The following is a 16,935-nucleotide window of genomic DNA, read 5'->3' on the forward strand; positions in this document are numbered from 1 at the left end:
CCTGCTTCAGGATCGCCATGATCTGCGCGTCGCTGTACCGTCCATTCTTCATCGTAAATCTCCTCAGATATCTTGCCGAGAAAATTCTACTTTTGAACACCACTAATTTTTTTTGGGGGGGACCGGGCGGCACAATACCGTGACAGGTCCAGTTCAATATTGCCGAGAAAACGGAGTTAGAACACCGGAAACTTCTTTTCCTTTCAGGGCAATACGATCTGATCCGGCTCTGAAAGTTGAGATGGTGGAGCCTAGGGGGATCGAACCCCTGACCTCTACAATGCCATTGTAGCGCTCTCCCAGCTGAGCTAAGGCCCCATCTTTTGGTGATATCCTCTAGGATCGTGGATCGTTCGAGGGGATCGCCTGGGCAGCGACACCGTCGCTGTGGAGGCGTGATTACGCGTAGACGCTTTGGGGTTCAAGCGGAAAATTCGCCCTTTTGCAGGTTTTTTCACAGCAACCGATCCACGCGCTACAGACATGCAAAAGGGGCCCCGAAAGGCCCCTGTCGCAACGGGATTCCGGATATATCAGGAATCGTCGTCGTCGTTTGCGACGTCGGTAATATCGTCGAGCGAGACGTTGTCATCGTCCTCGTCTTCGAGAACATCGTCATCGTCGAGATCCACATCGACGTCATCATCGTCGAGCAGATCGACCTCATCGGAGTCGTTCTCTTTGGCCTTATTGGCCTTGTCTTCGGCATCGGCTGCAATCAAGCTGCGTTTTCCGGTTTCAACGTTGACCACTTCGCCGGTGTACGGGCTGACGATGGGGTCGCGGTTGAGGTCGTAAAAGCGCTTGCCGGTGGTCGGGCAAACGCGCTTTGTGCCCCATTCTTCCTTCGGCATGGGTGATCCCCTCTTGGTAACTGGGACCCTCACATGGCCCCGTCGACAATCTATGCCCCCTGCCATAAGACCGGTATGAAGTCAAAGCCTTTGGGGGAGAAAAGGTCATATGGGCCAGATACGTCTTGCTGGCAACCCCGAGATCGCGGTCACGGTGCGCCGGTCCGCGCGGGCACGGCGTTTGTCGCTGCGGATCTCGCAGCTTGACGGGCGGGTGACGCTAACCTTGCCGCGCTCGGTGTCCGAAGGGGAGGGGCGCGCTTTTGTGGAATCCAAGGCGGACTGGCTGCGCAAACATCTGTCAAAGCAAGGGGCGGTGATTGCGGTCGGGCTTGGGGTGCGGCTGCCGATCGAAGGCAGGCTGCATACGGTCGTGGCGGGGCAGGGGCGGTCGGTGCAGCGGCGGGAGGATCAGCTGTTTGTGCCGGGGGAAGAGTGCCGGATCGGTGCGCGTGTCCAAGGGTATCTCAAGACGCTGGCGCGGGATCGGCTGGCGGCGGCATCGGATCGCTATGCCGAGGCGCTCGGTCGTCCGTATAGCCGCCTGACCCTGCGCGACACGCGGTCACGATGGGGGTCGTGCACATCTGATGGCGGCTTGATGTATTCGTGGCGGCTAATTCTGGGGCATCCGGAGGTGCTGGACTATGTGGCCGCCCATGAGGTCGCCCATCTGGCGCATATGAACCATTCACAGGCGTTCTGGGATCAGGTGCAGACGCTGTACGGGGACTGGACCGCCGCGCGCAAATGGCTGCGGGAGCATGGCAACGAATTGCACCGCTACCGGTTCGACTGAAGCGCAAGAGGCGACGGAGTGCCGCCCCTTGCCGGTGTGTTTACATGCCAGCGGAGACGGCAAAGCCGGACAGGCCACCCATGCCCAGATCGGACAGCAAAGTGGCCGCGCCGGTTTCCAGATCGATGCTATAGAGACCGGCGGTCTCTGCGCCTTCCATCTGCAACACGGCATAGGCCGCGTCCGAGCCTTCTTCGGCGGACAGGATGTCAAATCCACCCATGCCGGAAAGATCGACCGTTTCGCCACCGACGGTGATCGGGGCGATGGTGGCCAAGGTGCCTGCGTTGTTGGCGATAGACACCAGCGCATCCGTGCCTGCGTCCAGCCCGTATTGGAACGTGCTGCCCGCGGTCTTGCCCGCGATGGCGTTGGTGTAGGCATTGGCAAAGACCATCGGTGTGGCGCCTGCGTTCTCGTCCTCTTCTGCGTAGGCGAGGTCGGTCATGCGGCGGACCGATCCGGCCTTTTCGTCGCCATCGCCAAAGCCGTCGGGGAAATAGACCAGATTGTCACCGGCAGACGACACTGCGCGCACAGCGTCGATGGCGTTGTTGAAGTCGAAAGCCACCATGGCGTCTTCACCGATGGTTGCGTCCTCCATAAAGGTTGCGCCCAGATCGTTCAGCGTGCCGTCCGCGGGGTTGATCGTGTAGACCATGCCGTCGGTCAGGCCGAGCAGGTCACCTGTCACCGGGCGAAATGCGATGGCGTCCAGAGCCGTTTCCAGTTCAAAGGTCTGCGCATCCGCAGGCGCCGCGATATCGGGCATGACAACCAATGTGCTGCCGTCGTCGGCCAGGGCGTAGCCCATGGTGCTGGCGTGACCGGCGGCAAAGCCTGTTCCGGCAGTCAAGGACAGGATGGCGGCAGAGGAAAGAAGGATGCGGTGCATGATGCGTCTCCGTGTTGGAAGCCGCCCGTATCGGGCGAGCGATACCGGAACACACGCCGCGCGCCGCCACGTAGTTTCACGTAATCTGAAGTTTTTTGTTCGACATTTGCCGGGGCATGCGCCATTGGGCGCCGAATTCGCCCGCTGACATTGAGATTTCACAAGGTCGGTGTTATATTTTGGATGTCCCGGCGCCGGGGATTTGCGGCGTTAACGTGAAGGAGGACTATGTCCTGTCTGCCATGCAACATGCGGGTGAAACCGCTGCACAGGGGCTGCCCATGAGCGCGGCCCAAACCAACCCGTCGAGCGAAACCTTGCGCGACGCCATACTTGCCCTTCTCGATCAGAACAAGGCCGAAGACGTTGTAGAGATTGATCTGCGCGGCAAGACCTCTGTTTGCGATTACATGGTGATCGCCTCTGGTCGGTCTTCGCGTCAGGTCGCGGCCTTGTCCGAGATCCTGTCCGAGCAGCTCAAGGCCGATTTCGGCGTGCTGAGCAAGATGGAAGGCAAGAACACCGGCGATTGGGTGCTGATGGATGTGGGCGACGTTGTCGTGCATCTGTTCCGCCCTGAAGTGCGCGAGTTCTACCAGCTCGAAAAGATGTGGATGCCTGCGACGGCCACGGCCTGATCGTAGCATGAAGGTGCATCTATGCGTGGTGGGCCGGCTGCGGGCCGGTCCAGAACGCGAGCTTATTTCAGATTATCTTGATCGCTTTGATAAAACCGGGCGGGGCATGGGCCTTGGTCCGGTCAATGTCGTCGAGGTCGAGGACCGCAAAGGCGGCGGCATGGCGGCGGAGGCCGTTCTGCTGCGTCGTGCGCTGCCCAATGGCGCAAAGCTGTGCGTTATGGATGAACGTGGCCGTGTCATGAGCTCGCCAGATTTCGCCAGCCAGATTGCCAAATGGCGGGACACCGGCTGCAGCGATCTGGCCTTTGTGATCGGCGGGGCCGATGGGATCGACCCGGCCTTGCGCGCCGAGGCGGATTTTGCGCTAAGTTTCGGGGCCATGGTCTGGCCGCATATGTTGGTGCGGGTGATGCTGTCGGAACAGCTTTACCGTGCGGCATCAATCCTTGGCGGCTCGCCCTACCACCGGGTGTGATCAGCTGTAGGCAATACCCAGTAGGACAACCCCGAGGATCACGCGATACACCACATAGGGTGTGAAGCTGACGGATTTCAGCAGGCGCATCATCAGCGCCAGGGCCGCGAATGCCGCGACGAAGGCAAATCCCGCACCGATGGCGGCGTCCTTCAGCAGGGCAGCATTGGCCTCGGATGCGACTTCGGCCCCGAGCAGGACGCCCGAGGCAAGGATTGTCGGGATCGACATCAACATGGCAAGCTTTGCGCCGTCTTCGCGGGTATAGCCCAGCAGACGCGCGCCCGTGATGGTAATGCCGGACCGCGATGTGCCGGGGATCAGGGCAACCGCCTGCCACAACCCCATCTTGAACGCGTCGGGCAGGGACCAGTCCGCGTCGATCTTTGTTTCCGCGCCGGTTTTGTCCGCCCAGTACAACACCAGCCCGAACACCAGCATCGACCAGCCAATTACGCTGATGCTGCGCATCATGTCGCTGAGCCCCGTTACCTTGAGCGTGACACCGATGACGATGACGGGCACCGTGGCGATGAGCAGCAGCGCAGCAAGACGCGCACCCGGCGTGTCGACCTTGCCAATGAGGGCGCGCGGTGTTCCCAGCGCTGCATCCCGCACGTCCGACCAGAAATAGGCCACCACAGCCCCCAGCGTGCCCACGTGCACCGCGACATCAATCGCTTGGCCCTGATCCGCCATGCCGGTCAATCCGGGCAGCAGAATCAGATGTCCAGACGAGGAAACCGGTAAAAATTCGGTAATGCCCTGAATAAGAGCCAGAATCAGAAGGTGAAGCAAAGGCATTGGTGAAAACCCACTGTAGTTGTATGCTGTGTATAACCCCCTGTTTCTGAGGGGGAAGGCATTATATAGATCCGGTTCGGACCTATATTTTTCGCCTGCAGGAGGTTTTTTACCATTTGGCGCTGCGTAAATCTGCGTTTAGGTCAGTCATGCTGACTTTTCTTTCTCGCGGGCCTTGGATAAAGAAGCGTCAAACACGATAGCCACACCCCGAAGAGGTAAAGCGACTCATGGCAAAACAGCCGATGCTGAAATTCGTCTCCACCGCGCGGGAAATGCCCCAAAAGCGCGAGGCCGAGGTTCGTAACAAGGATTTCGACGAAATCTATGCAGAATTTGCCGATCGTAAGGCCACAGAGCAGGCGAGCCGTTGTTCGCAATGCGGCGTGCCCTACTGCCAGTCGCACTGCCCGCTGCACAACAACATCCCCGATTGGCTGCGCCTGACCGCGACGGGCCGTCTGGAAGAGGCGTATCAGGTCAGCCAGGCCACCAATACCTTCCCGGAAATCTGCGGTCGTATCTGCCCGCAGGACCGTCTGTGCGAAGGCAACTGTGTGATTGAACAATCCGGCCATGGCACTGTGACCATCGGCTCGGTCGAGAAATACATCACCGACACCGCGTGGGAAAACGGCTGGGTGAAACCCGCCGCGCCTGCGCAGGAGCGCACCGAAAGCGTCGGCATCATTGGCGCAGGCCCCGGTGGGCTGGCGGCGGCTGACATGCTGCGCCGCGCCGGTGTGCAGGTCACGGTCTACGACCGCTATGATCGCGCGGGCGGCCTGCTGACCTATGGCATCCCCGGCTTCAAGCTGGAAAAGGACGTTGTGATGCGCCGCATCGAGCAGCTTGAACAGGGCGGTGTGCGCTTTGTGCAGAACTGCAATGTCGGCGTCGACATGTCCTTTGACGAGATCCGCGCCCAGCATGATGCCGTCATCATCGCCACCGGCGTGTATAAATCCCGCGATCTGGGTGGCCCTGGTGCCGGTGCCAAGGGCATCGTGAAGGCGCTGGATTATCTGACCGCCTCCAATAAGGCGGCGAACTTTGGCGACAGCGTGCCGGAATTCGAGGACGGCACCCTGAATGCCAGCGGCAAGAAGGTTGTCGTGATCGGCGGTGGTGACACGGCGATGGACTGTGTGCGGACCGCAATCCGCCAAGGTGCTGAATCGGTGAAATGTCTGTACCGTCGCGACCGCGCCAACATGCCCGGCTCACAGCGCGAAGTGCAAAACGCCGAAGAAGAGGGCGTGGTCTTTGAATGGCTCACAGCCCCCGCCGGTTTCAAGGGCGGCGATGTGGTCAGCGCGGTCAGCGTGCAGAAAATGCGTCTGGGCGCCCCTGATGCGACGGGCCGTCAAAGCCCCGAGTTGATCGAAGGGTCCGACTACGACGAGCCTGCGGATCTGGTGATCAAGGCGCTCGGCTTCGAGCCGGAAGAGCTGCCGAAGCTCTGGGGCACCGATGGTCTCGAAGTCACCCGCTGGGGCACCGTGAAAGCGGAATTCACCACCGGCCGCACCGCGCTGGATGGCGTCTACGCCATCGGTGACATCGTGCGTGGTGCATCGTTGGTGGTCTGGGCTATCCGTGATGGCCGCGACTGTGTCGACGCGCTTCTGGCCGACCTGAACGCCAAGGCCGCTGTTGCTGCCGAATAAGGCTGCGCCACCCCGGTGTGCGCCGGGGCCGTTTCAAACATTTGCGGCGATGGGCCTGACCGGCCCCGCCAGCACCGGATCCGAAACCCGTAAGCGGTTTCACACAGATGACGCGGCCGCCCGCGAGCGGCCATTATGGAGGGCGTGAGCCATGACCAAGTTCGACGCAGAATGGGTGCGCAACGAGGAAGCCAAGCGCAAATGGATGTCCGAAAACGGGCTGTACCACGAAAGCGAGGAGCATTCCTCTTGTGGTGTGGGTCTGGCTGTCAGCCTTGACGGGAAACCCTCGCGCAAGGTCGTGGAGGCGGGCATCAACGCGCTCAAGGCCATTTGGCACCGTGGTGCTGTCGACGCCGACGGCAAGACCGGCGATGGCGCTGGCATCCACGTGCAGATCCCCGTGTCCTTCTTCTACGATCAGGTCGAACGCACCGGCCACACCCCGCGCAAGGACGAGCTTTTGGCGGTGGGGCAGGTGTTCCTGCCGCGGACCGATTTTGGTGCGCAGGAAGCCTGCCGGACCATTGTGGAAACCGAAGTCCTGCGTATGGGCTACTACATCTACGGCTGGCGCCACGTGCCCGTCTCCGTCGGCTGCCTTGGTGAGAAAGCCAATGCCACCCGCCCCGAGATCGAGCAGATCCTTATTTCCAACGCCAAGGGCGTGGACGAGGAAACCTTTGAGCGCGAACTGTATGTCATCCGTCGCCGCATCGAAAAGGCGGCAGCGGCGGCCGGTGTGGCGGGCAACGGCGGGCTGTATATTGCGTCGCTGTCGTGCCGGTCGATCATCTACAAAGGCATGATGCTGGCCGAACAGGTGTCGGAATTCTATCCCGACCTGCAGGACGAGCGTTTCGAATCCGCCTTCGCGATCTACCACCAGCGGTATTCCACCAACACTTTCCCGCAGTGGTGGCTGGCGCAGCCCTTCCGCATGCTGGCCCATAACGGCGAAATCAACACGCTCAAGGGCAACATCAACTGGATGAAAAGCCACGAGATCCGCATGGCCTCTGGCGCGTTCGGCGAGCTGGCCGAAGACATCAAGCCGATCATTGCGAACGGGTCGTCTGACTCGGCGGCGCTGGATGGCGTGTTCGAGGTGCTGGTGCGCGCGGGCCGCAATGCGCCCATGGCGAAAACCATGCTGATCCCCGAAAGCTGGTCCAAGCAGGCGGTTGAGCTGCCGCAGTCGTGGCGCGACATGTATTCCTACTGCAACTCCGTGATGGAGCCGTGGGACGGCCCCGCCGCGCTGGCGATGACCGATGGCCGCTGGGTCTGTGGTGGTCTCGACCGCAACGGCCTGCGCCCGATGCGCTATGTCGTGACCGGCGACGGCATGCTGATCGCGGGCTCCGAGGCCGGCATGGTGCCCGTTGACGAAGCGACCGTGCGTGAAAAAGGCGCGCTTGGCCCGGGTCAAATGATCGCGGTCGACATGGCCGAGGGCAAGCTGTTCCACGACACCGAAATCAAGGACAAGCTGGCCGCGTCCCAGCCGTTTGGCGAGTGGGTCGGCAAGATCAACGAACTAGATGGCCCGCTGTCCGAAGTGGTTGAAAAGCCGCTGTTCGAGGGTGCAGACCTGCGCCGTCGCCAGATCGCCGCAGGCTACACCATCGAAGAGCTGGAACAGATCCTTGCGCCCATGGCGGAGGACGCCAAAGAGGCGCTGGCCTCGATGGGGGATGACACCCCGTCGGCGGTTCTGTCCAAGAAATACCGCCCGCTGTCGCATTACTTCCGCCAGAACTTCAGCCAGGTGACCAACCCGCCGATCGACAGCTTGCGCGAATTCCGCGTCATGTCGCTGAAGACGCGGTTCGGAAACCTCAAGAACGTGCTGGACGAAAGCTCCGCCCAGACGGAAATTCTGGTTCTGGACACGCCTTTTGTGGGCAACACCCAGTTTGAAGAGCTCAAAAAGCACTTCAACGCGCAGTGCGTGACCATCGACTGTACCTTTAACGGTGGCAAAGGCGCGTTGCGCGAAAACCTCGCCCGGATCCGGGCCGAGGCCGAAGAGGCCGTGTCGTCCGGTGCGGGCCACCTGATCCTGACCGACGAAGGCACGTCCGAGACGCGCGTTGCCATGCCGATGATTCTGGCCACCAGCGCGGTGCATAGCCACCTGACCCGCAAGGGCCTGCGGACGTTCTGCTCGCTGGCGGTGCGTTCGGCGGAGTGTATCGACCCGCATTACTTTGCGGTGCTGATCGGCTCGGGCGCGACCATCGTGAACCCCTATCTGGCAGAGGATTCGCTGGCCGATCGCATCCAGCGCGGTCTGCTGGACATGACCCTGACAGAGGCCGTGGCGCGCTACCGCGAAGCCATCGACCAAGGCCTGCTCAAGATCATGTCCAAGATGGGCATTTCGGTGATCTCCTCCTATCGTGGCGGTCTGAACTTCGAGGCGGTCGGCCTGTCGCGTGCCATGTGCGCCGAGTATTTCCCCGGCATGATCTCGCGGATTTCCGGCATCGGTGTGAACGGCATCCAGAAAAAAGCCGAAGAAGTGCACGCGCTTGGCTTTGTGGGTGGGCGCGATGTGCTGCCCATCGGCGGCTTCTACAAGGCGCGCAAATCCGGCGAGACCCACGCATGGGGTGCGCAGACCATGCACCTGATGCAGGCGGCCTGTGACCGCGCGTCCTACGAGTTGTGGAAGCAGTATTCCAACGCGATGCAGGCCAACCCGCCGATCCATCTGCGCGACCTGCTGGCGATCAAACCCGTCGGTGCGCCGATCCCGATCGAAGAGGTGGAAAGCATCACCTCGATCCGTAAGCGTTTCGTGACGCCGGGCATGTCGCTGGGCGCGCTGAGCCCCGAGGCGCACAAGACGCTGAACGTGGCGATGAACCGCATCGGCGCCAAGTCCGACAGCGGCGAGGGCGGCGAAGATCCGGCGCATTTCGTGCCGGAGCCCAACGGCGACAACCCGTCGGCCAAGATCAAGCAGGTGGCTTCGGGGCGTTTTGGCGTTACAGCCGAGTACCTGAACCACTGCGAAGAGCTGGAAATCAAAGTCGCGCAGGGTGCCAAGCCCGGCGAGGGCGGCCAGCTTCCGGGCATGAAGGTCACCGACCTGATCGCGCGCCTGCGTCATTCGACCAAGGGCGTGACGCTGATCTCCCCGCCGCCGCACCATGACATCTACTCGATCGAGGACCTCGCGCAGCTGATCTACGATCTCAAGCAGATCAACCCGCGCTGTAAGGTGACGGTCAAGCTGGTGGCGTCTTCGGGTGTGGGCACCATTGCGGCCGGCGTGGCCAAGGCGAAGGCGGATGTGATCCTTGTCTCCGGTCACAACGGCGGCACCGGGGCATCGCCTGCGACCTCGATCAAATACTGTGGTTTGCCGTGGGAGATGGGCCTGTCCGAGGCGCATCAGGTGCTGGCGATGAACAACCTGCGCTCACGTGTGACGCTGCGCACCGATGGTGGTTTGCGCACAGGCCGCGACATTGTCATGGCGGCAATGATGGGGGCCGAGGAATACGGCATCGGCACCGCCGCATTGATCGCTATGGGTTGCATCATGGTGCGCCAGTGTCAGTCGAACACCTGCCCCGTGGGTGTGTGTACCCAAGACGAGGCGCTGCGCGACAAGTTCACCGGCAATGCCGATAAGGTGGTCAACCTGATCTCCTTCTATGCGACCGAAGTGCGCGAGATCCTTGCGGAAATCGGGGCGCGGAGCCTTGATGAAGTGATCGGTCGCGCGGATCTTCTGACGCAGGTCAGCCGTGGTGCAGAGCATCTGGACGACCTCGACCTGAACCCGCTTCTGATCCGCGTCGATGGTGCGGACAAGATCGTCTACAACCGTGACAAGCCGCGCAACGCGGTGCCGGACACGCTGGATGCGGAGATCGTCCGCGATGCGGCGCGCTTCCTGCAGGATGGCGAAAAGATGCAGCTGTCCTACGCGGTGCAGAACACGCACCGGACGGTCGGCACGCGGGTGTCCAGCCACATCGAGTCCAAATTCGGTATGCGTAACGCATTGCAGCCCGATCACCTGCACATCAAGCTGACCGGCTCTGCCGGGCAATCCCTTGGGGCCTTTGCCTGCCCGGGGCTAAAGCTTGAGGTCTCCGGTGATGCCAACGACTATGTGGCCAAGGGTCTGTCCGGCGGCACGGTTGTCGTGCGCCCGCCGCTGGTCTCGCCGCTCAAGGCGTCCGAGAACACGATCATCGGCAACACGGTGCTGTATGGGGCGACCGACGGCTATCTCTTTGCAGCAGGTAAAGCGGGTGAGCGTTTCGCGGTCCGTAACTCCGGCGCGAAAGTGGTGGTCGAGGGCTGTGGCTCCAACGGGTGTGAATACATGACCGGCGGCATCGCCGTGATCCTTGGCGATATCGGTGCGAACTTTGGCGCGGGGATGACAGGGGGCATGGCCTACCTGTACGATCCCGAAGGCAAGGCGCAGACGCTGATGAACATGGAAAGCCTCGTGACCTGCAAGGTGGCGGTTGCCGCTTGGGAAGATCAGCTGAAAGGTCTGATCGAGCGTCACGTGGAAGAGACACGGTCGCAAAAGGCTGCGGAAATCCTGCAGCACTGGGATCTGGAAAAAGACAACTTTGTCCAGGTGTGCCCGAAAGAGATGCTGGACAAGATCCCGCATCCCTTGGGCATCGAGGACGAGATCGCGGTGCCGGCAGAATAAGCCGGACTGCTTTGACAAAGTGGCGCGCCTCGGAGGAGACTTCGGGGCGCGCGCGCGTTTTATGTGGAGAGGGGAGTTGTGATCGAATTGCATGGGACCTTGCTGTGCCAGACCGACGCCGAGGTGGACGCGGTGCGCGTACATCTGTCTGAGCACATTCAGCTGACACGGGCAGAGCCCGGCTGTTTGCGGTTTGACGTCGAGCAGAGCGCAGACCCGATGGTCTGGACGGTGTTCGAGCAGTTCGAGAGCCGGGCCGCATTCGACGCGCACCAAGCGCGGACAGCAGCCTCTCGCTGGGTGGTGGCGACGGCGGGGATCGAACGCCGCTACGAGATACGGGAGCTATAGCGGGTCGGGGTGCGGGACTCTGGCCAAGGCCATTCGCCCGCCCACCAACCCGCACGGGCGCGCGCGCCTCGGATGTGATTTTTGCTCGCACCGGGCGCAGGGGCGTGTAGACAGGGCGTATGGCAGCAAAACGGACAAAGAAGAAAGCGCCGAGCAAGGCGAAGGTGAAACGCAGCAGCGGGCGCAGTCTGCGACAGCGCATGCGGCGCGGGCTGTGGATGCTTGTACTGGCGGGCATTGGCTTTGTGGCATTGGCGGTGACGGGCTACACGGTGATCAACCCGCCCACCACGCATACCATCCGCAGCGAGAGCAGGCGGCTGGACGGGGTCATGCGCCTGTGGGTCGATCTCGACGAGGTGGCGCCTGTCATGGCGCGGTCGGTGGTCGCCGCAGAGGATGCGAATTTCTGCGAACACTGGGGCTTTGACATGGATGCCATCCGCGCGGCCATCGCCGAAGGGGCCCGTCGCGGCGGGTCGACGCTGTCGCAGCAGGTGGTCAAAAACGTCTACCTCTGGCAGGAGCGGTCGTGGCTGCGCAAGGCGCTTGAGGCCGGTCTGACGCCCTTGGTGGAAGGGGTCTGGAGTAAACGCCGGATCATCGAGGTCTATCTGAACGTGGCCGAATTCGATGAGGGTGTTTTCGGTGTCGAGGCGGCGGCGCGGCATTATTTCGGCACCTCCGCCTCTGATCTGAGCGCGCGTCAGGCGGCGCTGCTGGCGGCGGTTCTGCCTGATCCCAAAGGGCGCAGCGCCAGCCGGCCTTCGGCCTTTGTGGACAGGCGGGCGCGTGCCATTGCGGATGGGGCGGCAACCATCGCGGCCGACGGGCGCGCGGCCTGTTTTGGTGGCTAACTATGGCCTGTGGGGCGGCGGACGCTTGAACATCGGTGGGGATCGGGGGTAGACGGGGTGGGTTACCACGCATCGGGATTTTCATGGCAAAGCTGTATCACGTGCCGCTCTCTCCTTTCTGCCGCAAAGTGCGTTTGAGCCTCGCGGAAAAGAAGATTGAATGCGAATTGGTCGAGGAAAGATACTGGGAGAAAGACCCGGATTTCCTGCGGCGTAACCCTGCGGCCAAGGTGCCGATCCTGCGAATTGACGGCAAGACGATGGCGGAATCCGCCGCGATTTGCGAATGGATCGAGGAGAAATATCCCGATCCCTCGCTCATGCCGCGTTCGGCGGATGCCCGGTACGAAGTCAGGCGTCTGGTGGGCTGGTTTGACGACAAGTTCCACAACGAGGTGACGTCTAAACTGCTGTACGAGCGGGTGAACAAGAAGGTCATGAAGGCCGGGTTCCCCGACAGCGGCAACGTCAAGGCAGGTGCCAAGGCGATCAAATACCACCTCGATTATCTGGCATGGCTTCTGGAGCACCGCCGTTGGCTGGCAGGCGATAGCATGACACTGGCGGATTTTGCAGCCGCCGCGCATTTGTCGTCGCTGGATTATATCTCGGACGTGGATTGGAACCGGTCCGAGGCGGTCAAGGACTGGTACGCGAAGATCAAGTCGCGCCCTGCGTTCCGGTCCATTCTCGCCGATCAGGTGCCCGGCTTCCCGCCGCCTGCGCATTACGCCGATCTGGATTTCTAGACCCCGCAGGGGAGGCACGCGCGTGTCCGAAGATCTGACAGCGAAACTTCGCCAAGAGGCAGCGGATGTCGGATTCTCGGACTGTCGCATCTGTCACCCCACGGATGTGCCGCAGGTCATGGAACGGCTTCAGACCTTTGTAGGCGAGGGGCGGCACGGGCAGATGGGCTGGATGGCTGAGCGGATGGGCTGGCGTGGCGATCCGTCCGCCTTATGGCCCGAGGCGCGGTCTGTCGTCATGTTGGCGGAAAACTATGGCCCCGACAGCGACCCTCTTGAAGTGCTGCAACAGCGCGATCGTGGCGCTGTCAGTGTCTATGCGCAGGGGCGGGATTATCACGAGGTTGTCAAAAAGCGGCTGAAACGGTTGGGGCGCTGGCTGATCGATACGGCGGGCAACTCGCCGGAAATCAAGGTTTTTGTCGATACTGCGCCGGTGATGGAAAAACCCTTGGGGCAGGCCGCAGGGCTTGGCTGGCAGGGCAAACACACCAATCTGGTCAGCCGGCGTTTGGGATCGTGGTTCTTTTTGGGCTGTATTTTTACCACGCTGGATCTGGTGCCAGATGCGCCGGAGATCGATCACTGCGGGTCCTGCCGCAAGTGTCTGGATGTCTGCCCGACCGATGCCTTTCCGGCGCCATATCAGCTCGATGCGCGGCGCTGTGTGTCCTATCTGACGATTGAGCACAAAGGCCCGGTGGACGAGACGCTCCGCCCCGGTTTGGGCAACCGGATTTACGGCTGTGATGATTGTCTGGCGGTTTGCCCGTGGAACAAGTTCGCCCAGAAGGCCGCTGAAGTAAAGTATCACCACAGGGTCGGCGCACCGGAGCTTGTAGAACTGGCGGCGCTGGATGATGCGGCCTTTCGGGCGCGGTTTTCCGGATCGCCGATCAAACGGATTGGCCGCGACCGCATGGTGCGCAATGTGCTGTACGCCATCGGCAACTCTGGCAAGGCTGCGTTACAGCCTGCGGCGCAGTCCTTGGTGGATGATCCAGATGCCGCTGTGGCCGATGCCGCGCGATGGGCGCTTGCGCGATTGACGATGGGTCAAGGGTAATGGAAAATCGTTTACACAGCGTGAATAGCGCTGACGTTGGGGCAAACGGAGACTTGCATACTATCCGAAAGCATGGTCAGGTCGGTGCTACGCCGAGTGGGGGACGTGCTGCCAACACACAATCACTCAAGGCCTGAAACAGGTAACCGCGGCGCGGTTGCCCTATGCGTTCGACGTGTTCACGAGCGTGTGGGGTGGGGTATGACGAGCGCAGAGCTGCCATCTCTGCGCCCGAGGCGACTTTGCGGTCTTGGGAGAAAGCGGTCGTCACCCACCTGTTACATGGCAGTCCAAAGCCATTCACGCAAGTCTGCCACACGAACCCGTGTGCGATGTTTCGCCTGCCCTTTGTTTATTGGCAACAGGCCCCATTTTACCCACAGCGACACAATGGAGGTGGATCATGGCAAAATATGAACGCAGGCCAGAGGTTATCGAAAGCCTGACGCCAGAACAGTACCGCGTCACCCAGCAAAGCGGGACCGAACGTCCCGGCACGGGGGCGTATCTGGAAAACAAGCGCAGCGGCATTTACGTGGACATCGTATCGGGCGAGCCGCTGTTTGCCAGCGCCGCGAAATACGAATCGGGCTGTGGCTGGCCCAGCTTTGTGAAGCCCATCGAGGCGGATAACATCGTCGAACTGCGCGATACGACCCATGGGATGATCCGCACAGAGGTCCGCTCGCGCCATGGGGATAGCCATTTGGGCCACGTCTTCCCTGACGGACCGGCGGATCAGGGCGGGCTGCGCTATTGCATCAACTCGGCCGCATTGCGTTTCATCGCGAAGGAAGACATGGAAGCCGAAGGATACGGCGAATACATCGATCAGGTGGAGGATTTGACATGAGCGAACGCGCAGTTTTCGCAGGCGGATGTTTCTGGGGCATGCAGGAATTGATCCGCAAATTGCCCGGCGTGCAAAGCACGCGCGTGGGATACACCGGCGGAGATGTTGAAAATGCGACCTATCGCAATCACGGCACCCATGCCGAGGGCATCGAGATCATCTTTGATCCCGCGCAGATCAGTTATCGCAGATTGCTGGAGTTCTTTTTCCAGATCCACGACCCGACCACGGTGAACCGGCAGGGCAATGACATCGGGATGAGCTACCGCTCGGCGATCTACTACGTTGATGATAATCAGAAATCCGAGGCCTTGGAAACCATCAAGGATGTCGAGGCCTCCGGACTGTGGCCCGGCAAAGTCGTGACCGAGGTCGAGCCGGTGGGCGCCTTTTGGGAGGCGGAACCCGAGCATCAGGATTATCTGCAGCGGCTTCCCAACGGGTATACCTGCCACTTTGCGCGCCCCGATTGGGTCTTGCCCCGCCGATCTGCCGCAGAATGACCATGTTCCGTTAAGCGGATCGAAAGATGCGCGCGTTTACTCCTGCTGCGCCACTGTACAGCTGTTGGCCCAGCAGGAGTATTTATATGAAACGCGCACTTACCCCCGCACCCGAGGAAGGTCGAAAGCTGGCGGCCGCCTCGCTTTTATTGGTGTTGCCCTTACCGGTGATTGTGGCGTTCTTTGTGGGGAACGGGGTTCTGGTGCCTTTGGGGGCTGTGGCCGCATTGGGTGTGCTTGGCTGGCTCGCCTCCCGATCAGCGACGGTCGCTGGGGACTTTGCCTTGGTGGCGGCGATGAGCGCGGTGCCCATGCTCGCCGCCGCCGTTGCAGCCGGTCATCCGTGGCAATTGGACATGCATATGCTGTTCTTCGTCCAATTGGCGTTGGTCACGGTTTTATCGCGGGTCAGCCTTGTCTTGTGGTGCGCGGCTTTGACCGCTGTGCACCACCTCGGACTGACGATTTTGCTACCTTCTCTTGTTTATCCAACTGTCGATTTGCTTGCGAATATCGAGCGGACGGCACTGCATGCCGTGGTCGTGGTGATGGAATCTGCGGGTCTGATCGTGTTGGTGCGCAACCGTAACCTGATGGTGGAGCGGCTGGAGGAAAGCGCTCAACAGCAGATGGAGCATTCCCGTCACGCGGAAGAGGCGCAGGCCACGTCCGAGGCGAACGAAGCTCTGGCACATGAGATGGTTGACTTGCTGCGGGACCGTTTGGCGCGTTTGGCGCAACGTGACCTGACCTGTCAGATCACGCGCGAACTGGACGGGCCTTACGAGGCAATGCGGAGCGATTTCAACGCCGCGCTCGAAGTTCTGCGCGCCACCATTGCCGAGACGGCAGAGGCCGCCAGAACCTTCCATGAAGAGGCCCGCGCTCTGTCATCCTCCACCTCTGATCTGTCCCAACGGGGGGAGCGTCAGGCCTACGATATCGCAAATACGACGACGACATTCAGCTCCATGACGGAATCTGTTCGGGTGACTGCGGAAAAAGCGGGGGAGGCCTCGCGCGCAGCGTCCGAGGCGAATAGCCGGGCAGAACGCTCGCGCGAGATTACCGGCAAGGCGATGGAGGCCATGCGTTCGATCGAAACCTCCTCTCACGAAATCGCGCGCATTATTAACCTGATTGATGACATTTCCTTCCAAACCAATTTGCTGGCCTTGAATGCGGGGGTAGAGGCCAGCCGCGCTGGCGAGTCAGGCAAAGGATTTGCTGTTGTCGCGATGGAGGTGCAGCAGCTTGCCCAACGCACGGCAGAGGCGGCCAGCGGCATCCGGGATCTGATCGTGGAATCCGAAGACCGTGTGACGGAAGGTGTGGAACTGGTGTCCAACTCGATCGCTTCGCTTGAGGCAATCCGCAGCGAGGTCCATCGCGTCAACGGCTACAACGAAGAGATCAGCGCCCGGAGTGCGGATCAAAGCAGTTCGCTCAACGACATGAGCCGTACAGTTTCGGCAATCGACGCTAACACCCAGTCGACCGCAGCCATGAGTGAGGAATTGACCGCGATGTCCGACCGTATCGCGCGGGCGGCACAGGACCTCTCCGCTCGAATTGGTGAGTTTCGTGTTGCGGCAGAGGCCGAGGAGGGCCAAGGATGGTCGGCGGAACACCCCGCCGATGACACGCGCGCGGCGTGATGTGACTGCACGATCGGGGCAGCATAGCCCGACGTCAACATAACTGGTTTGACGTGACGTAGGC

At 61.2% G+C, this 16,935-nt stretch carries 15 protein-coding genes and 1 tRNA gene; 12 read left to right on the forward strand and 4 right to left on the reverse strand.

Annotation, left to right across the window (positions count from 1 at the left end; translation table 11 throughout):
- Nucleotides 1–242: 242 nt before the first annotated feature.
- Both ACN5AZ_RS06165 and ACN5AZ_RS06170 read right to left on the reverse strand, forming a co-directional pair.
- Nucleotides 243–318: transfer RNA gene (locus tag ACN5AZ_RS06165), tRNA-Ala, on the reverse strand.
- A gap of 215 nt (nucleotides 319–533) precedes the next feature.
- Entirely contained in the window at nucleotides 534–854 is a 321-nt protein-coding gene (locus ACN5AZ_RS06170; protein ID WP_419427989.1) for a TIGR02300 family protein, read from the reverse strand.
- Between the two features lie 109 nt (nucleotides 855–963).
- Between ACN5AZ_RS06170 and ACN5AZ_RS06175 the strand changes: the two genes are divergently transcribed.
- On the forward strand, nucleotides 964–1,653 hold the full coding sequence (locus tag ACN5AZ_RS06175) for a M48 family metallopeptidase (protein ID WP_419427990.1): 690 nt from the start codon (nucleotides 964–966) through the stop codon (nucleotides 1,651–1,653).
- Between the two features lie 40 nt (nucleotides 1,654–1,693).
- Here the strand turns inward: ACN5AZ_RS06175 and ACN5AZ_RS06180 are convergent, their stop codons facing one another.
- The gene (locus ACN5AZ_RS06180; RefSeq protein ID WP_419427991.1) at nucleotides 1,694–2,548 is read right to left on the reverse strand and encodes a DUF4394 domain-containing protein; all 855 of its coding nucleotides are present in this window, start codon (nucleotides 2,546–2,548) and stop codon (nucleotides 1,694–1,696) included.
- Between the two features lie 242 nt (nucleotides 2,549–2,790).
- On the opposite strand from ACN5AZ_RS06180, the gene rsfS reads away from it, so the two are divergent.
- Nucleotides 2,791–3,186, forward strand: a complete 396-nt coding sequence (gene rsfS, locus ACN5AZ_RS06185; RefSeq protein WP_419428452.1) for a ribosome silencing factor — start codon at nucleotides 2,791–2,793, stop codon at nucleotides 3,184–3,186.
- 7 nt (nucleotides 3,187–3,193) lie between these two features.
- The gene (rlmH, locus tag ACN5AZ_RS06190) at nucleotides 3,194–3,664 is read left to right on the forward strand and encodes a 23S rRNA (pseudouridine(1915)-N(3))-methyltransferase RlmH (RefSeq protein WP_419427992.1); all 471 of its coding nucleotides are present in this window, start codon (nucleotides 3,194–3,196) and stop codon (nucleotides 3,662–3,664) included.
- On the opposite strand, the gene ACN5AZ_RS06195 is transcribed toward rlmH, so the two are convergent.
- The gene (locus ACN5AZ_RS06195) at nucleotides 3,665–4,468 is read right to left on the reverse strand and encodes an undecaprenyl-diphosphate phosphatase (protein ID WP_419427993.1); all 804 of its coding nucleotides are present in this window, start codon (nucleotides 4,466–4,468) and stop codon (nucleotides 3,665–3,667) included.
- A 230-nt stretch (nucleotides 4,469–4,698) separates the two neighbouring features.
- Here ACN5AZ_RS06195 and ACN5AZ_RS06200 point away from each other — a divergent pair, with 230 nt between their 5' ends.
- The 9 genes from ACN5AZ_RS06200 to ACN5AZ_RS06240 all read left to right on the forward strand — a co-directional run bounded on the left by ACN5AZ_RS06200 (nucleotide 4,699) and on the right by ACN5AZ_RS06240 (nucleotide 16,871).
- Nucleotides 4,699–6,138 (forward strand): NAD(P)-dependent oxidoreductase, encoded by a 1,440-nt coding sequence (locus ACN5AZ_RS06200; RefSeq protein WP_419427994.1) that lies wholly within the window; start codon nucleotides 4,699–4,701, stop codon nucleotides 6,136–6,138.
- Nucleotides 6,139–6,289: 151 nt separating this feature from the next.
- On the forward strand, nucleotides 6,290–10,834 hold the full coding sequence (gene gltB / locus ACN5AZ_RS06205) for a glutamate synthase large subunit (RefSeq protein WP_419427995.1): 4,545 nt from the start codon (nucleotides 6,290–6,292) through the stop codon (nucleotides 10,832–10,834).
- A 78-nt stretch (nucleotides 10,835–10,912) separates the two neighbouring features.
- Nucleotides 10,913–11,185 carry a putative quinol monooxygenase gene (locus ACN5AZ_RS06210; RefSeq protein WP_419427996.1) on the forward strand — a complete coding sequence of 91 codons (273 nt, stop codon included), beginning with the start codon at nucleotides 10,913–10,915 and terminating at the stop codon, nucleotides 11,183–11,185.
- A 119-nt stretch (nucleotides 11,186–11,304) separates the two neighbouring features.
- Complete coding sequence (gene mtgA / locus ACN5AZ_RS06215) at nucleotides 11,305–12,042, forward strand: monofunctional biosynthetic peptidoglycan transglycosylase (RefSeq protein ID WP_419427997.1); 738 nt, start codon at nucleotides 11,305–11,307, stop codon at nucleotides 12,040–12,042.
- Nucleotides 12,043–12,125: 83 nt separating this feature from the next.
- Entirely contained in the window at nucleotides 12,126–12,791 is a 666-nt protein-coding gene (locus ACN5AZ_RS06220; protein WP_419427998.1) for a glutathione S-transferase family protein, read from the forward strand.
- A 22-nt stretch (nucleotides 12,792–12,813) separates the two neighbouring features.
- Nucleotides 12,814–13,857, forward strand: a complete 1,044-nt coding sequence (queG, locus tag ACN5AZ_RS06225) for a tRNA epoxyqueuosine(34) reductase QueG (RefSeq protein WP_419427999.1) — start codon at nucleotides 12,814–12,816, stop codon at nucleotides 13,855–13,857.
- A 403-nt stretch (nucleotides 13,858–14,260) separates the two neighbouring features.
- The gene (gene msrB / locus ACN5AZ_RS06230; RefSeq protein ID WP_419428000.1) at nucleotides 14,261–14,710 is read left to right on the forward strand and encodes a peptide-methionine (R)-S-oxide reductase MsrB; all 450 of its coding nucleotides are present in this window, start codon (nucleotides 14,261–14,263) and stop codon (nucleotides 14,708–14,710) included.
- Nucleotides 14,707–15,213, forward strand: a complete 507-nt coding sequence (msrA, locus tag ACN5AZ_RS06235; RefSeq protein ID WP_419428001.1) for a peptide-methionine (S)-S-oxide reductase MsrA — start codon at nucleotides 14,707–14,709, stop codon at nucleotides 15,211–15,213. Before msrB ends, msrA begins: the two co-directional genes overlap by 4 nt.
- Before the next feature lie 86 nt (nucleotides 15,214–15,299).
- Complete coding sequence (locus ACN5AZ_RS06240; protein ID WP_419428002.1) at nucleotides 15,300–16,871, forward strand: methyl-accepting chemotaxis protein; 1,572 nt, start codon at nucleotides 15,300–15,302, stop codon at nucleotides 16,869–16,871.
- Nucleotides 16,872–16,935: the final 64 nt, after the last annotated feature.

Source organism: Sagittula sp. SSi028, from assembly GCF_048553715.1.
Classification (GTDB): Bacteria; Pseudomonadota; Alphaproteobacteria; order Rhodobacterales; family Rhodobacteraceae; genus Sagittula.

Coding starts and splice junctions, on each gene's coding strand:
- ACN5AZ_RS06170 (WP_419427989.1), bottom strand. CDS start 854: ATGCCGAAGGAAGAATGGGGCACAAAGCGCGTTTGCCCGACCACCGGC.
- ACN5AZ_RS06175 (WP_419427990.1), top strand. CDS start 964: ATGGGCCAGATACGTCTTGCTGGCAACCCCGAGATCGCGGTCACGGTG.
- ACN5AZ_RS06180 (WP_419427991.1), bottom strand. CDS start 2,548: ATGCACCGCATCCTTCTTTCCTCTGCCGCCATCCTGTCCTTGACTGCC.
- rsfS (WP_419428452.1), top strand. CDS start 2,791: ATGCAACATGCGGGTGAAACCGCTGCACAGGGGCTGCCCATGAGCGCG.
- rlmH (WP_419427992.1), top strand. CDS start 3,194: ATGAAGGTGCATCTATGCGTGGTGGGCCGGCTGCGGGCCGGTCCAGAA.
- ACN5AZ_RS06195 (WP_419427993.1), bottom strand. CDS start 4,468: ATGCCTTTGCTTCACCTTCTGATTCTGGCTCTTATTCAGGGCATTACC.
- ACN5AZ_RS06200 (WP_419427994.1), top strand. CDS start 4,699: ATGGCAAAACAGCCGATGCTGAAATTCGTCTCCACCGCGCGGGAAATG.
- gltB (WP_419427995.1), top strand. CDS start 6,290: ATGACCAAGTTCGACGCAGAATGGGTGCGCAACGAGGAAGCCAAGCGC.
- mtgA (WP_419427997.1), top strand. CDS start 11,305: ATGGCAGCAAAACGGACAAAGAAGAAAGCGCCGAGCAAGGCGAAGGTG.
- ACN5AZ_RS06220 (WP_419427998.1), top strand. CDS start 12,126: ATGGCAAAGCTGTATCACGTGCCGCTCTCTCCTTTCTGCCGCAAAGTG.
- msrB (WP_419428000.1), top strand. CDS start 14,261: ATGGCAAAATATGAACGCAGGCCAGAGGTTATCGAAAGCCTGACGCCA.
- msrA (WP_419428001.1), top strand. CDS start 14,707: ATGAGCGAACGCGCAGTTTTCGCAGGCGGATGTTTCTGGGGCATGCAG.
- ACN5AZ_RS06240 (WP_419428002.1), top strand. CDS start 15,300: ATGAAACGCGCACTTACCCCCGCACCCGAGGAAGGTCGAAAGCTGGCG.